General features: G+C 60.8%; 6 protein-coding genes, 6 tRNA genes and 3 rRNA genes. 4 read left to right on the top strand and 11 right to left on the bottom strand.

All coding sequences use genetic code 11. The features are described from left to right. Nucleotides 1–5: 5 nt before the first annotated feature. The 11 genes from BWR19_06830 to BWR19_06780 all read right to left on the bottom strand — a co-directional run bounded on the left by BWR19_06830 (nucleotide 6) and on the right by BWR19_06780 (nucleotide 9,078). A complete protein-coding gene (locus tag BWR19_06830) occupies nucleotides 6–1,073 on the bottom strand; it encodes a 23S rRNA (cytidine(2498)-2'-O)-methyltransferase RlmM (GenBank protein ID APX92669.1) in 1,068 nt (355 codons plus the stop codon). A gap of 377 nt (nucleotides 1,074–1,450) precedes the next feature. Beyond that, nucleotides 1,451–1,566, bottom strand: a 5S ribosomal RNA gene (gene rrf / locus BWR19_06825). Between the two features lie 68 nt (nucleotides 1,567–1,634). Continuing rightward, a 23S ribosomal RNA gene (locus BWR19_06820) occupies nucleotides 1,635–4,548 on the bottom strand. Nucleotides 4,549–4,841: 293 nt separating this feature from the next. After that, nucleotides 4,842–4,917: transfer RNA gene (locus tag BWR19_06815), tRNA-Ala, on the bottom strand. Between the two features lie 117 nt (nucleotides 4,918–5,034). Beyond that, nucleotides 5,035–5,111 (bottom strand) — tRNA-Ile (locus tag BWR19_06810). A 176-nt stretch (nucleotides 5,112–5,287) separates the two neighbouring features. Further along, nucleotides 5,288–6,832 (bottom strand): 16S ribosomal RNA (locus BWR19_06805). The 16S, 23S and 5S rRNA genes sit together here with 2 tRNA genes alongside, the layout of an rRNA operon. Nucleotides 6,833–7,522: 690 nt before the next feature. After that, nucleotides 7,523–7,598, bottom strand: a tRNA-Asn gene (locus BWR19_06800). A gap of 35 nt (nucleotides 7,599–7,633) precedes the next feature. Continuing rightward, nucleotides 7,634–7,709, bottom strand: a tRNA-Asn gene (locus BWR19_06795). Between the two features lie 42 nt (nucleotides 7,710–7,751). Further along, nucleotides 7,752–7,827: transfer RNA gene (locus BWR19_06790), tRNA-Asn, on the bottom strand. A 129-nt stretch (nucleotides 7,828–7,956) separates the two neighbouring features. After that, nucleotides 7,957–8,033 (bottom strand) — tRNA-Met (locus BWR19_06785). 85 nt (nucleotides 8,034–8,118) lie between these two features. Continuing rightward, a complete protein-coding gene (locus BWR19_06780; GenBank protein APX92668.1) occupies nucleotides 8,119–9,078 on the bottom strand; it encodes a glycine/betaine ABC transporter substrate-binding protein in 960 nt (319 codons plus the stop codon). Nucleotides 9,079–9,293: 215 nt separating this feature from the next. On the opposite strand from BWR19_06780, the gene BWR19_06775 reads away from it, so the two are divergent. The 4 genes from BWR19_06775 (at nucleotide 9,294) to fadE (ending at nucleotide 15,693) form a co-directional block, all read left to right on the top strand. Then, complete coding sequence (locus BWR19_06775; protein ID APX92667.1) at nucleotides 9,294–9,875, top strand: transcriptional regulator BetI; 582 nt, start codon at nucleotides 9,294–9,296, stop codon at nucleotides 9,873–9,875. 13 nt (nucleotides 9,876–9,888) lie between these two features. Continuing rightward, nucleotides 9,889–11,373 carry a betaine-aldehyde dehydrogenase gene (locus BWR19_06770; protein APX92666.1) on the top strand — a complete coding sequence of 495 codons (1,485 nt, stop codon included), beginning with the start codon at nucleotides 9,889–9,891 and terminating at the stop codon, nucleotides 11,371–11,373. A 9-nt stretch (nucleotides 11,374–11,382) separates the two neighbouring features. Continuing rightward, nucleotides 11,383–13,068: a choline dehydrogenase gene (locus BWR19_06765; GenBank protein APX92665.1), complete on the top strand. Its 1,686-nt coding sequence runs from the start codon at nucleotides 11,383–11,385 to the stop codon at nucleotides 13,066–13,068. A 174-nt stretch (nucleotides 13,069–13,242) separates the two neighbouring features. Next, nucleotides 13,243–15,693 carry an acyl-CoA dehydrogenase gene (gene fadE / locus BWR19_06760; GenBank protein ID APX92664.1) on the top strand — a complete coding sequence of 817 codons (2,451 nt, stop codon included), beginning with the start codon at nucleotides 13,243–13,245 and terminating at the stop codon, nucleotides 15,691–15,693. Nucleotides 15,694–15,952 lie beyond the last annotated feature (259 nt).

Below are 15,952 nucleotides of genomic sequence, written 5' to 3'. Positions count from 1 at the left end.
GCCGTTCAGTCGAGCAGACGAACATGTACCGTGACCTCTTCCCGGTCATGATACAGCTGTCGGCAGCGAATCTCAGCCGTCACGTTGGCCTCCTCGAGTGAGGCCGCCAAACGCCCCAGGCAGCGCTGCACTTCCGCCCAGCGCTGCTTCATCGGCAGCTTGAGATTGAACACCGCCTCTCGACACCAGCGCCGTACTAGCCAGCGCTCGATCATCTCGATCACCCGCACCGGTTTGTCGACGATGTCGCAGACCAGCCAGTCGAGGCGGTTGGGCGGCTCCCATACGAACCCATCCTCGCGCAGATGATCGACCTGGCCGGTGGCCATCAGCCCCTTGTCCATCGGGCCGTTATCGATGGCATAGACGTACATGCCCTTGCGCACCAGCTGATAGGTCCAACCGCCAGGTGCCGCACCGAGATCGGCTGCCTGCATGCTATCGTTGAGTCGCGCTGCCCACTCGTCACGCGGCACGAAGACGTGCCAGGCCTCTTCGAGTTTCAGCGTCGAACGGCTCGGCGCTTCGCGGGGGGAGCGCAGGCGTAGAATGCCACCGGGATGCTCACTGCGGTTGTTGGGAAAACTCATTCCCAGCTGCACGCTGTCGCCAGCCGTCCACCACAGATGCAGGCGGCGCCCACCGGCCTTACGGCGTAGCGCACCGCGTTTCTTCAATACCGATTCCAGCGGCCGTGCCAGTGCCTTGGCCAATCCGCTCAGGGCCTTGCCGTCATTAGTGTCCGGGGTCTCCTGCCACAGCGACTCGAAGCTCCAGCCGCTGGCCATCACCTGCTCGACGATGGGCGTCAGACGATCCTCACGCGCCATCCCCATTAGTGGAGGAAGCGCCACCAGGCTCTGGCGGGCGAATACCAACGAAGCCAGCGGTACGTCACGATGCAGGCCGTTGACTGCCTCGTCGCCGGCCACCACAAAGCGCACGTAGCCGCTTTCTGGGGCAGCCTCGGCGTGGCCGCCCCAGCCCGCCTGTGCCGCCTTGTCCTGGATCTCGGCGCACAGGTCCGACTCGAAGCCGGGACGACAGTAGAGCAACAAGTGCTGGGGAATCACGATCACCTCCTGTTGAAGGCAGGCAGTCTAGCCGGCCACCAGGCCCGCCTCAAGGACGCTGCCCCAAAAACGACGAAACCCCGAGCACTTGCGTACTCGGGGTTTGGGGATAGACATTCCTTTCTCTAAACAAAAAACCCAGCCTTATGGCTGGGTTTTCTGTGCAATAAGTGCCTGACGATGACCCGGGCGGCGCTCCGCTACTCTCGCATGGGGGTGAGACCGCCCGGCCCTTCGCGGCACCGCCGCGAGGGCGGTCGAACGCCCCGAGCCGGCGAGGGGCCGGCCCGCGAAGCGGCCCCACATAGAAAGAGCGGGTTTCCCCACGCCCATGAAAAAACCCCAGCCTCTTCCGAAGCTGGGGTTTTGGTATAAGTGCCTGACGATGACCTACTCTCGCATGGGGAGACCCCACACTACCATCGGCGCTGAGCGGTTTCACTGCTGAGTTCGGCATGGGATCAGGTGGTTCCCGCACGCTATGGTCGTCAGGCGAAAAACGTGGGAATCATGCCAACCAATACGTCTCAACGCATCCGTCAATTGTCGCGTAATCCACAGACCCCTTGGGGTTATATGGTCAAGCCTCACGGGCCATTAGTACACGTTAGCTCAACACATTGCTGTGCTTCCACACCGTGCCTATCAACCAGCTAGTCTCGCTGGGCCCTTCAGGAGGCGTAAAGCCTCAGGGAAGTCTCATCTTGAAGGGGGCTTCCCGCTTAGATGCTTTCAGCGGTTATCCTGTCCGCACATAGCTACCCGGCAATGCCACTGGCGTGACAACCGGAACACCAGAGGTGCGTCCACTCCGGTCCTCTCGTACTAGGAGCAGCTCTTCTCAAACTTCCGACGCCCACGGCAGATAGGGACCGAACTGTCTCACGACGTTCTAAACCCAGCTCGCGTACCACTTTAAATGGCGAACAGCCATACCCTTGGGACCGACTTCAGCCCCAGGATGTGATGAGCCGACATCGAGGTGCCAAACACCGCCGTCGATGTGAACTCTTGGGCGGTATCAGCCTGTTATCCCCGGAGTACCTTTTATCCGTTGAGCGATGGCCCTTCCATACAGAACCACCGGATCACTAGAACCTACTTTCGTACCTGCTCGACGTGTCTGTCTCGCAGTTAAGCACCCTTATGCTCTTGCACTCAATGCACGATTTCCAACCGTGCTGAGGGTACCTTCGTGCTCCTCCGTTACTCTTTGGGAGGAGACCGCCCCAGTCAAACTACCCACCACACACTGTCCTCGACCCGGATAACGGGCCTGAGTTAGAACGCCAATGATGCCAGGCTGGTATTTCAAGGTTGGCTCCACCCGAACTGGCGTCCGGGTTTCTAAGCCTCCCAGCTATCCTACACAAGCAACATCAGCATCCAGTGTGAAGCTATAGTAAAGGTTCACGGGGTCTTTCCGTCTAGCCGCGGGTACACAGCATCTTCACTGCGATTTCAATTTCACTGAGTCTCGGGTGGAGACAGCGTGGCCATCATTACGCCATTCGTGCAGGTCGGAACTTACCCGACAAGGAATTTCGCTACCTTAGGACCGTTATAGTTACGGCCGCCGTTTACCGGGGCTTCGATCAAGAGCTTCGCCTTGCGGCTAACACCATCAATTAACCTTCCGGCACCGGGCAGGCGTCACACCCTATACGTCCGCTTACGCGTTTGCAGAGTGCTGTGTTTTTAATAAACAGTTGCAGCCACCTGGTATCTTCGACCGCCTCGTGCTCGGGGAGCAAGTCCCTTCACACTAACGCGGCGTGCCTTCTCCCGAAGTTACGGCACCATTTTGCCTAGTTCCTTCACCCGAGTTCTCTCAAGCGCCTTAGGATTCTCACCCTGACCACCTGTGTCGGTTTGGGGTACGGTCTCACATGGTCTGAAGCTTAGAGGCTTTTCCTGGAAGCGTGGCATCAGTGACTTCCAGACCGTGGTCTGTTCGTCTCGTCTCTCGGCCTTGAGGATCCGGATTTGCCTAAACCCTCAGCCTACCGACTTTCACCAGGACAACCAACGCCTGGCTCACCTAGCCTTCTTCGTCCCCCCATCGCAACCATGTCAGGTACGGGAATATTGACCCGTTTCCCATCGACTACGCCTTTCGGCCTCGCCTTAGGGGCCGACTCACTCTGCTCTGATTAGCATCGAACAGAAACCCTTGGTCTTCCGGCGGGGGAGTTTTTCACTCCCCTTGTCGTTACTCATGTCAGCATTCGCACTCGTGATACCTCCAGCAGACTTCTCAATCCACCTTCATCGGCTTACACGACGCTCCTCTACCGCTCATCCCTAAGGATGAACCCGTAGCTTCGGTACCTGGTTTAGCCCCGTTACATCTTCCGCGCAGGCCGACTCGACTAGTGAGCTATTACGCTTTCTTTAAAGGATGGCTGCTTCTAAGCCAACCTCCTAGCTGTCTGAGCCTTCCCACATCGTTTCCCACTTAACCAGGATTTCGGGACCTTAGCTGACGGTCTGGGTTGTTTCCCTTTTCACAACGGACGTTAGCACCCGCTGTGTGTCTCCCACGCTCGCACTCACCGGTATTCGGAGTTTGCCTCGGGTTGGTAAGTCGGGATGACCCCCTAGCCGAAACAGTGCTCTACCCCCGGCGGTGATACGTGAGGCGCTACCTAAATAGCTTTCGAGGAGAACCAGCTATCTCCGGGCTTGATTAGCCTTTCACTCCGATCCACAAGTCATCCAAATCTTTTTCAACAGATCCTGGTTCGGTCCTCCAGTTGATGTTACTCAACCTTCAACCTGCTCATGGATAGATCGCCCGGTTTCGGGTCTATATCCAGCGACTGGTCGCCCAGTTAAGACTCGGTTTCCCTACGCCTCCCCTATACGGTTAAGCTCGCCACTGAATATAAGTCGCTGACCCATTATACAAAAGGTACGCGGTCACCGAACATGTCGGCTCCCACTGCTTGTACGCACACGGTTTCAGGATCTATTTCACTCCCCTCTCCGGGGTTCTTTTCGCCTTTCCCTCACGGTACTGGTTCACTATCGGTCAGCCAGGAGTATTTAGCCTTGGAGGATGGTCCCCCCGTCTTCAGTCAAGGTTTCACGTGCCCCGACCTACTCGATTTCACGTGATCAGATTTTCGGCTACGGGACTATCACCCACTATGGTCGAGTTTCCCAACTCGTTTGCCTAATCAGTCACACGCTTAAGGGCTGGTCCCCGTTCGCTCGCCGCTACTAGGGGAATCTCGGTTGATTTCTTTTCCTCAGGGTACTTAGATGTTTCAGTTCCCCTGGTTCGCCTCCCAACACCTATGGATTCAGTGTGGGATACCCAGCTTATGCTGGGTGGGTTTCCCCATTCAGAAATGCCCGGGTCACAGGTCGTTTGCCACCTCACCGAGCCTTATCGCAGGCTTCCACGTCTTTCATCGCCTCTGGCTGCCTAGGCATCCACCGTGTGCGCTTAATCGCTTGACCATATAACCCGAAAGGGTCTGGTCTGCGATTACGTACGACAATTGCCGGATACGCTTGAAACGTATCTTGCATTTCTCCTTGCGGAGAAATTTGTCAGCATGATTCACATTGTTAAAGAGCAGACTGTCAATCGACAGTCATAAACCGGTCATCGGCTGATGCGATGGTGGCTTATGACTGCGGATCCGATCAGGTAATTCGACTGTTGGACGCTAGCGGCCAAACGATCTGAGGCAAGGCGAAAGGCGACGACGCATAGTGCGCTATGCGAGGAGACTTTCAACGTAGCATCAGGAAGTTTGGTGGAGCCAAGCGGGATCGAACCGCTGACCTCCTGCGTGCAAGGCAGGCGCTCTCCCAGCTGAGCTATGGCCCCTCCTGACATTTCTTCCGCCGTTTAGCGTGCGAAATGTAATTTGTGCGAGACAAGGCGAAAGATGACGACGTATAGCCTGCTATACGAGGAGTCTTTCAACGACGTATCGCGCAAATTTGGTGGGTCTGGGCAGATTTGAACTGCCGACCTCACCCTTATCAGGGGTGCGCTCTAACCAACTGAGCTACAGACCCGGCACTGTACCGTTGCAAGCTCGCTGGTAACCCGCTGGCCGACCTCACCCTGCTTTCCATTTAAGGTCAGGGGGTGCGCTCTCACCAACTGAGCGACAGACCCAGCTTACTAACACAGTCTTTGCTCTGGCCGATCAGGTAATTCATTGTGAGCACTTGCCGACACGAGATGACGCGTCGATAAGGAGGTGATCCAGCCGCAGGTTCCCCTACGGCTACCTTGTTACGACTTCACCCCAGTCATGAACCACACCGTGGTGATCGCTCCCCCGAGGGTTAAGCTAACCACTTCTGGTGCAGTCCACTCCCATGGTGTGACGGGCGGTGTGTACAAGGCCCGGGAACGTATTCACCGTGACATTCTGATTCACGATTACTAGCGATTCCGACTTCACGGAGTCGAGTTGCAGACTCCGATCCGGACTGAGGCAGGCTTTATGGGATTAGCTCCACGTCGCCGTCTTGCAACCCTTTGTACCTGCCATTGTAGCACGTGTGTAGCCCTACCCGTAAGGGCCATGATGACTTGACGTCGTCCCCACCTTCCTCCGGTTTGTCACCGGCAGTCTCCCTAGAGTTCCCGACCGAATCGCTGGCAAATAGGGACAGGGGTTGCGCTCGTTACGGGACTTAACCCAACATTTCACAACACGAGCTGACGACAGCCATGCAGCACCTGTCTTTCGGTTCCCGAAGGCACACCAAGATCTCTCTCGGCTTCCGAAGATGTCAAGGGTAGGTAAGGTTCTTCGCGTTGCATCGAATTAAACCACATGCTCCACCGCTTGTGCGGGCCCCCGTCAATTCATTTGAGTTTTAACCTTGCGGCCGTACTCCCCAGGCGGTCGACTTATCGCGTTAACTGCGCCACTAAGAACTCGAGGCTCCCAACGGCTAGTCGACATCGTTTACGGCGTGGACTACCAGGGTATCTAATCCTGTTTGCTACCCACGCTTTCGCACCTCAGTGTCAGTGTCAGTCCAGAAGGCCGCCTTCGCCACTGGTATTCCTCCCGATCTCTACGCATTTCACCGCTACACCGGGAATTCTACCTTCCTCTCCTGCACTCTAGCATGACAGTTCCGGATGCCGTTCCCAGGTTGAGCCCGGGGCTTTCACAACCGGCTTATCACGCCACCTACGCGCGCTTTACGCCCAGTAATTCCGATTAACGCTCGCACCCTCCGTATTACCGCGGCTGCTGGCACGGAGTTAGCCGGTGCTTCTTCTGTGAGTGATGTCCTTCCTCGAGCGTATTAAGCCCAAGGCCTTCTTCCTCACTGAAAGTGCTTTACAACCCGAAGGCCTTCTTCACACACGCGGCATGGCTGGATCAGGGTTGCCCCCATTGTCCAATATTCCCCACTGCTGCCTCCCGTAGGAGTTCGGGCCGTGTCTCAGTCCCGATGTGGCTGATCATCCTCTCAGACCAGCTACGGATCGTCGCCTTGGTGAGCCTTTACCTCACCAACAAGCTAATCCGACATAGGCTCATCCGATAGCGCAAGGTCCGAAGAGCCCCTGCTTTCTCCCGTAGGACGTATGCGGTATTAGCCTGGGTTTCCCCAGGTTATCCCCCACTATCGGGCAGATTCCTATGCATTACTCACCCGTCCGCCGCTCGTCAGCATCCAGCAAGCTGGATCTGTTACCGCTCGACTTGCATGTGTTAGGCCTGCCGCCAGCGTTCAATCTGAGCCATGATCAAACTCTTCAGTTTCAATCAATGCGGTTCTTGCTCACCCAGCATCCGAAGACACCAGGCAAAAGCGAACCAATCTTGGCTCAAGGTTCAAACGTTTACTCAATTCCGATCCGAAGATCGGTGACGAGTCGCTTGCCTTGATGATGTGGTGACTGATCACCTCGTCATCGACAAGCGCCCACATGAATTACCTGATCGATTGTTAAAGAGCGTCTCGCTGTTGCCGTGGCTCGTGAAGAGCCGCCAGCGCCCGGCGAGGAAGGCGTATTCTACTGAAACGGTGCGGCTTGTCAAGCCTCGGCGGTGGCGATCAGTGCGACCACATCGCAGCGAACTCCGCCTGCCCGAGCGTCTTGCGACGCGCCGTTCGAGTGGGGCGCATTCTACCGTTTCCGGCGGGCCTGTCAATCGCTTTTCTTCTCGACCCGACAAGAAAAACCCAACAAAACCAACTGCTTGCCCTTCTCTCTACCGCTGCCTACGTATGCCCGTCGGCAGCAGCGGATGCGTACTTTACGGATTTACCGGATGCGGCGCAAGCCCTTCGGGAAGAAAAATATAGACCAGCTTTCAAGCCTCCGCCACACCTCAACGCACCCCTTTGGATAACACGATACATAGGCCATCGAACAGACCACACGCGCACGGAAACGGTCAAGCGGAGGCTTGCTCAATACAGCGGCGTGATATGGCACATGATGGTGATGGCTCCCCGAGCAGGACTCGAACCTGCGACCCAATGATTAACAGTCATTTGCTCTACCAACTGAGCTATCGGGGAATGACGTGCGTACTACGAGGCAGACAGCGGCGAGATGGCTCCCCGAGCAGGACTCGAACCTGCGACCCAATGATTAACAGTCATTTGCTCTACCAACTGAGCTATCGGGGAATCGCTTGGCTGTCGTGATGTTCCAGAGGATTAAGAAGCGTATGGCTCCCCGAGCAGGACTCGAACCTGCGACCCAATGATTAACAGTCATTTGCTCTACCAACTGAGCTATCGGGGAACATCCCGGAACACGCGACGTAGTATACGGATCAGATCACCGAGGTCAAGCACCTGGCCCGCTTTGGCTTCTCGCCCACACAACGCACGACGCCCGATACCAAGGGCATCGGGCGTCGTCGGAATATCCTGGTGGCTACGCCCTGATTCGAACAGGGGACCCCATCATTATGAGTGATGTGCTCTAACCAGCTGAGCTACGTAGCCAGGGGGTCACCCGCCTGCTGCCAGGCGGGTAACGGGGGCGAATTATGCCTATGCCGGACACACCTGACAAGCCCCCTTGCAAGGATCACGACTCGATATCGAGCGCGGCACGTACCGCCGCCAGGCCTTCGGCGCCGTCACGGGTTTCGACGCCGGCCAGCCACTCATCGAGAACCTCGGGATTCGCCTGTAGATGCGCACGGGCTGCGTCACGCGGATCCTCACCGTCGTCCATGATGGCCGCCATCAGCTGGTTTTCCATCTCCAGGGTGAAGGCGAGGTTGTCGAGCAGCGTGCCAACGTTTCCGCACTCCTCGGCATAACCGCCGCGGGTGTTGGTATAGACGGTGGCACCGCCCATGTCGGGACCAAAGTAGTCGTCGGCACCCGACAGATAAGCCATGTCGAAGTTGGTATTCATCGGATGAGGTGCCCAGCCCAAGAATACCATCCACTCCTCATTGCCCACCTTCGAGCGCAACTCGGCCAGCATGCCCGCCTCACTGGAGTCGCGCAGACGCCAATCGCCGAGCCCGAAGGCGTCGTCGTCGATCATGTCCTGGATCAGCTCGTTGCCGTCGTTACCGGCCTCGATGCCATAGATGACGCTCTCGAACTGCTCGGCGTGGTCGTCGAGATCGGCCACCGAGGTCACGCCTGCGTCGTGCACGTATTGCGGCACGGCAAGGGTGTACTTGGCACCCTCGAGGTTGGCGCTCAGGCGATCGACGTCACCATCCTCGATATAGGGGTCGCTGATCGATGCCATCGACGGCATCCAGTTACCAAGAAAAACGTCGAAGTCGCCGTTGCGCATGCCACTGTAGGCGATCGGCACCGACACGGTGTCGACCCGCGTCTCGTAGCCAAGCCCCTCGAGCAACTCCCGGGCCACGGCGGTGGTCGCGGTAATATCGGTCCAACCGACCTCGGCGAAGCGCACGGTGCTACATGACTCTGGCTCGTTGGCCTGAGCCGCTCCTGCAGCCATCACCCCCATGGCCAGCAGCGATCCCGTGAACAGTAGGCGAGTGTGATTCGACATGAGGTTCTCCTTGCGTCGATGAATCGATGAATACAGCGCGTACGTTTATTCTTGGCGCAGCCTCTCTTTTATTGATTGAACGTTCAATAAAAAAGAGGCATACTTTCTACCTTAATGGGTTAGCCGCGACCTGGCCAGCCCAAGCGGCTATTACCACTAGCCCGAAATTCACAGCAGAGCATAGCCAAAGGAGGCGACCGGTGCCCAAGGTAGGTATGGAACCCATCCGCCGCCGCCAGCTGATTCGCGCCACCATGGAAGCGATCGACGAGGCTGGCCTGGCCGACGCCACGGTGATTCGCATCGCGCGGCGTGCCGGCGTCTCGGCGGGCATTATCAGCCACTACTTCGGCGGCAAGGATGGCCTGCTCGAAGCGACCATGCGCCAGATCCTCAACGATCTGGGTGAAGCGGTTGCCGTGCGCCGTCGATCACTGCCCGCGCACAGCCCTCGTGAGCACATCCGCGCGATCATCGACGGCAACTTCGACCGCAGCCAGGTCAGCCAGTCGGTAATGAAGACCTGGCTGGCGTTCTGGGCCAGCAGCATGCATCGCCGGCCGCTGCAGCGCCTGCAGTACGTCAATGACCGGCGCCTCTACTCCAATCTATGCCACCAGTTTCGATACTGCCTGCCCAAGGCCGAGGCGCGCCGCGCCGCCGCCGGCCTGGCGGCCATGATCGACGGCCTGTGGCTGCGCGGCGCGCTGGCCCCGGAAGGCCTCGACGTCGACCGCGCACGTTCACTCGCCTACGACTACCTCGACGAACAGCTGGGGCGTAACGCCTCACAGTGACGGGAGACACTCGATGACTCAACTGACCACACAGCAACTCTATATAGATGGCCGCCACGTCGATGCCACGTCCGGCGAGACCTTCGAGGTCGTCAACCCCTTCGACGGCAGCGTACTGGCCAAGGTCCAGCAGGCCAGCGAGGCCGACGTCGACCGCGCCGTGGCCGCTGCCCGCAAAGGCCAGAAGATCTGGGCCGCGATGTCCGGCATGCAGCGCGGGCGCATCCTGCAGCGCGCCGTATCGCTGCTGCGGGAGCGTAATGACGAGCTCGCCGAACTCGAGACCCGCAACACCGGCAAGCCGATCAGCGAGACCGCTGCCGTGGATATCGTCACCGGCGCCGACGCCCTGGAATACTACGCCGGCCTTGCCGCCGCCATCGAGGGCAGCCAGATCCCGCTGCGCGACGACTCCTTCGTCTACACCCGTCGCGAGCCGCTAGGTGTAATCGGCTCCATCGGCGCCTGGAACTACCCGATCCAGATCGCCTGCTGGAAGTCCGCCCCGGCACTGGCCGCCGGCAACGCCGTGGTCTTCAAGCCCAGCGAAGTCACCCCCTTGACCACCATGAAGCTGGCCGAGATCTTCACCGAGGCGGGCCTGCCCGACGGCGTGTTCAACGTCGTCCACGGCGACGGCCGCGTCGGCCAACTGCTCACCGGCCATGCCGGTGTCGACAAGATCTCCTTCACCGGCGAAGTGGGTACCGGCAAGAAGGTGATGTCGGCCGCCGCCGGCTCGACCCTCAAGGACGTGACCATGGAACTCGGCGGCAAGTCGCCGCTGATCGTATTCGACGACGCCGACCTGGATCGCGCCGCGGATGCGGCGATGATGGCCAACTTCTACTCCAGTGGGCAGATCTGCACCAACGGCACCCGAGTGTTCGTTCAGCGCAGCGTCAAGGAGGCCTTCGAGGCCAAGATCAAGGAGCGCGTGGCGCGCATCAAGGCCGGCGACCCGCTCGACCCGGCGATCAACTTCGGCCCGCTGGTGAGCTTCGAGCATCAGGAAAAAGTCCTCTCCTATATCGCCCTAGGCAAGCAGGAAGGTGCCAGCCTACTGGCCGGCGGCGACGACTGGAACCAGGGCGACCGTGCCGGCATCGACTGGAAAAGCGGCGCCTGGGCCGCGCCTACGGTGTTCACCGACTGCAGCGACGAGATGCGCATCGTGCGTGAGGAGATCTTTGGCCCGGTGATGTCGATCCTCGCTTTCGACGAGGACGACGAGGTCATCCGCCGCGCCAACGACACCCACTACGGCCTGGCCGCCGGTATCTTCACCGAGCGACTCAACCGCGCCCACCAGACCATCCACCAGCTGGAAGCCGGCATCTGCTGGATCAACACCTGGGGCGAGTCACCCTCGGAGATGCCGGTGGGCGGCTACAAGCAGTCCGGCGTGGGGCGCGAGAACGGCGTCGAGACCCTGGCGCACTACACCCAGACCAAATCGATCCAGATCGAGATGGGACCGTTCGAGTCGGTGTTTTAAGGAGGTCGCATGCCCCAGACTCAGGAATTCGACTACATCATCATCGGCGCCGGCTCGGCGGGCAATGTCCTGGCCACGCGCCTCACCGAAGATCCCGACGTCAGGGTGCTGCTGCTCGAGGCCGGCGGCCCCGACTACCGCTTCGACTTCCGCACCCAGATGCCCGCGGCGCTGGCTTTCCCGCTGCAGGGCAAGCGCTACAACTGGGCCTTCGAGACCGATCCCGAGCCGCACATGAACGGCCGGCGCATGGAGTGCGGCCGCGGCAAGGGGCTGGGCGGCTCCTCGCTGATCAACGGCATGTGCTACATCCGCGGCAACGCCCTGGACTACGACAACTGGGCCAAGCAGCCCGGCCTCGAGGACTGGACCTACGCCGACTGCCTGCCCTACTTCAAGAAGTCCGAGACCCGCGATATCGGTCCCAACGCCTATCACGGCGGCGACGGCCCGGTCAGCGTGACCACGCCCAAGGCGGGCAACAACCCGCTCTATCACGCCTTTATCGAGGCGGGGCAAGAGGCGGGCTACCCCAAGACCGAGGACGTCAACGGCTACCAGCAGGAAGGCTTTGGCCCCATGGATCGCTTCGTCACACCCAACGGGCGACGGGCCTCCACGGCGCGCGGCTATCTGGACATCGCCAAGCAGCGCAGCAACCTGACCATCGTCACCCACGCCACCACCGACCGCATCCTGTTCGAGGACAAGCGTGCAACAGGCGTCTGCTACCTGCACAAGAAGCAGCCGATCGAAGCCCTCGCCCGCCGCGAAGTACTGCTTTGCGGCGGTGCCATCGCCTCGCCGCAGATCCTGCAGCGCTCAGGCATCGGTAACCCCGAGCACCTCGCCGAACTGGGCATCCCGCTGGTCCACGACCTCAAGGGGGTCGGCGAGAACCTGCAGGATCACCTGGAGATGTATATCCAGTACGAGTGCAAGCAGCCGATTTCGCTGTACCCAGCACTGAAGTGGTACAACCAGCCCAAGATCGGCGCCGAGTGGCTGTTCAAGGGCACCGGTATCGGCGCCAGCAACCAGTTCGAGGCGGCCGGCTTCATCCGCAGCCGCGACCAGGAGGAGTGGCCCAACCTGCAGTACCATTTCCTGCCGATTGCCATCAGCTACAACGGCAAGAGTGCGGTTCAGGCCCACGGTTTCCAGGCCCACGTCGGCTCGATGCGCTCCGAGAGCCGCGGTCGCATCCGACTGACCTCCCGCGACCCGCGCCAGGCACCGAGCATCCTGTTCAACTACATGAGCAAGGAGAAGGACTGGCAGGAGTTTCGTGACGCCATCCGCCTGACCCGCGAGATCATCCAGCAGCCGGCCATGGACGAGTATCGCGGCCGCGAGATCTCGCCAGGGCCGGAAGTACAGAGCGACGCCGAGCTGGACGCCTTCGTCAAGGCCCACGCCGAGACCGCCTACCACCCCTGCGGCAGCTGCCGCATGGGCGATGACGCACTGGCGGTGACCGACGGCCAGGGCCGGGTCCACGGCGTGCATGGCCTGCGCGTGGTCGATGCCTCGCTGTTCCCGGTCATTCCCACCGGCAACCTAAATGCGCCGACCATCATGCTCGCCGAGAAGATCGCCGACCGCATCCGCGACCGCGAGCCGCTGCCCAAGAGCGACGCGCCCTACTACATCGCTGGCGATACGCCAGCCCGCAGCACCCCTGCGCGCAGCTGATTTCTCCCCTCCCCACCCGAGTGAACAAAACGACCCCGCTGAGACTCTCAGCGGGGTCGTTTGCGTGGTAAGCAAGACTGGCCAGGGCGCGACCAATGCACTAGTCTACAAGCATTCAAACGCTTGTTAGAATTTGGTCATCTCGTTGATGACTGGCACTGGAGGAGATCCCGCATGTTGCAACTGCTGTTGATCATCGTGGCCGTGGTTGGCCTGCTGATGGTGATGCGCCGCGAAGCCGGCGCCCTGCCGGCGCTTGCCGTGCTCGCCGCCACCGGCATCGTCGGGGTGCTGTTCGGCGCTCCGCTGCTCGGTATCCTGCTGCTGATCGGCGCTGCGGCGGTGGCCGCGTGTGGCCTGCCGGCGCTGCGCAGCAAATGGCTGACGCCGCGCATCTTCGCCACCTTCAAGAAGGTCGCGCCCAAGGTCTCCGACACCGAGCGTACCGCCCTGGAAGCCGGCAGCGTGGGCTGGGACGGCGAGCTGTTCAGCGGCAAGCCGAACTGGGAGGCGCTGATGGCCTACGGCGACGACGGCCTTACCGATGAGGAGCGCGCCTTCGTCGATCATCAGTGCAACGTGGCATCGGGCATGACCAACGCCTGGGAGATCACCCGCGAGCGCGCCGACCTGCCCCCCGAGCTGTGGGCGTACCTGAAGAAGGAAGGCTTCTTCGGCATGATCATCCCCAAGCAGTACGGCGGCCTGGGCTTCTCCGCCAAGGCGCAGTCGGCGGTGCTGCAGAAGCTCGCCGTCAACGAGACGCTGATGGTCACCGTCGGCGTGCCCAACTCGCTGGGCCCGGGCGAACTGCTGCTCAAGTACGGCACCCAGCAGCAGAAGGATCACTACTTGCCGCGCCTGGCCGATGGCCGCGAGATCCCCTGCTTCGGCCTCACCGGCCCGCGCGCCGGCTCAGACGCCACGTCGATCCCCGACACCGGCGTGGTCTGCAAGCAGATGGTCGACGGTGAGGAAGTGCTCGGCCTGCGCCTCAACTTCGAGAAGCGCTGGATCACCCTGGCGCCGATCGCCACCGTGGTAGGCCTGGCTTTCCGCATGTTCGACCCCGACGGCCTGCTCGGCGGCGAGAACGACCTGGGCATCACCTGTGCGCTGATTCCCCGCGACACCGACGGCATGGAGATAGGGCGTCGCCACCACCCCATCGGCAGCCCGTTCATGAACGGCCCGATCGTGGGCAAGGACGTGTTCGTACGGCTGGATACCATTATCGGCGGCCCGGAAATGGCCGGCCAGGGCTGGCGCATGCTGGTCGAGTGCCTGTCGGTGGGCCGCTGCATCACCCTGCCCTCCGGTGCGACCGGCACCTCGCGCTACGCGCTGGGCTGGAGCGGCGGCTTCGCCCGCATCCGTCGTCAGTTCAACCTGCCGGTGGCCGAGATGGAAGGCATTCAGGAGCCGCTGGCGCGTATCGCGGCGCTCTCCTACATCTCCCAGGCCGCGGTGATGGAAACCGCCAACATTATCGACAAGGGCGATAAGCCCGCGGTGCCGTCGGCGATCCTCAAGAGCCAGCTCACCGAGTACCAGCGCGACCTGCTCAGCCACGCCATGGACATCCACGGCGGCAAGGCCGTGACCCTGGGGCCGCGCAACTATATCGGCATCGGCTACAGCGCCAACCCGGTGGCCATCACCGTGGAAGGCGCCAATATCATGACCCGCAACCTGATGATCTTCGGTCAGGGGGCGATCCGCTGCCACCCCTACGTGCTCGAGGAGCTGGCGGCCAAGGACGCCGACGACCTCAAGGCCTTCGACAAGGCCTTCTTCGGCCACGCCGGGCTGATCTTCGGCAACACCGCCCGCGCCTTCACCCAGGGCCTGGGGCTAGGCAAGGCCAGCACGCCCTTCGACGAGGTCGCCGCCCCCTATGCCCAGGAAGTGGCGCGCCTTTCCGCCGCCTTCGGGCTGTGCGCCGATGCCGCCATGGCTAGCCTCGGTTCGGCGCTGAAATCCCGCGAGATGGTGTCGGCGCGCCTCGGCGACGTGCTCTCCAACCTCTACCTGACCTCCATGGTGCTCAAGCAGTGGCACGCCTCGGACAAGGTGGAAAGCGAGGCCGCGCTGATGCACTACAGCTGCACCCTGCTGCTGCATCGCGCCGAGCAGGCGCTGATCGAGCTGTTCGACAACCTGCCCAACAGGGGCCTGGGCAAGCTGCTGTCGTGGCTGGTCATGCCGATGGGTCGCCGCTGGACGACGCCCCACGACGACCTGACCCGCGAGATCGCCCAGAAAGTGTCGCGCCACAGTGCGCTGCGCAGCAAGCTGCTCGGCAATACCTGGGACCAGCAGGAGGAGGGCCAGCAGGACAACCCGCTGGCACGCTACAACGCCCTGCTGGTCGACTACGACCGCGCCGAGGCGCTATATCGCACCGTCAACAAGGCCTACGCCAAGGGCGAACTGCCGGTAGAAGCCCTGCATCCGGAGCAGCGCTTCGCTGCCGCCCGCGAAGCCGAGCTGATCAGCGAGGAGGATGCCCGCTTCATGGCCGAGTATGAAACGGAAGTCCTGGCCATGCTGACCGTCGACGACTTCGCCTTCGACGCCTTCGCCCAGCAGCAAGAGAAGGTAGTCTGGCACAACGCCGCCTGATCCCTTCCCCACCGCGACACCCCGGCGCCGGCCGGGGTGTCGCGTTTTGGGCCAGTCGCCTCGCGCCCTTGGCACTCCCCCCCTCCGTTCCGGTATCATGTTGATTCCGCAGTATTACTATTTGTAGCCAACAGCGGAGCAGGTGCATGACACCATCGTAACCGTAGGGACTATAAAAACCGCCTGCTTTCAGGATCGCCGCGGTGATCCGCCCACATGCCGCACGCAGCCATTTCGCTACGCTGCCAGGCACCATTCG

It is taken from the genome of Halomonas sp. 1513, assembly GCA_001971685.1.
GTDB lineage: Bacteria > Pseudomonadota > Gammaproteobacteria > Pseudomonadales > Halomonadaceae > Franzmannia.
Note: the sequence above shows the minus strand (reverse complement) of the source record. Positions and strands in the feature narration are given on the sequence as shown.

What these genes read in the sequence shown, in the direction of transcription:
- BWR19_06780 (APX92668.1), bottom strand. Translation starts at nt 9,078, where the DNA reads ATGTCGAATCACACTCGCCTACTGTTCACGGGATCGCTGCTGGCCATG.
- BWR19_06775 (APX92667.1), top strand. Translation starts at nt 9,294, where the DNA reads ATGGAACCCATCCGCCGCCGCCAGCTGATTCGCGCCACCATGGAAGCG.
- BWR19_06770 (APX92666.1), top strand. Translation starts at nt 9,889, where the DNA reads ATGACTCAACTGACCACACAGCAACTCTATATAGATGGCCGCCACGTC.
- BWR19_06765 (APX92665.1), top strand. Translation starts at nt 11,383, where the DNA reads ATGCCCCAGACTCAGGAATTCGACTACATCATCATCGGCGCCGGCTCG.
- fadE (APX92664.1), top strand. Translation starts at nt 13,243, where the DNA reads ATGTTGCAACTGCTGTTGATCATCGTGGCCGTGGTTGGCCTGCTGATG.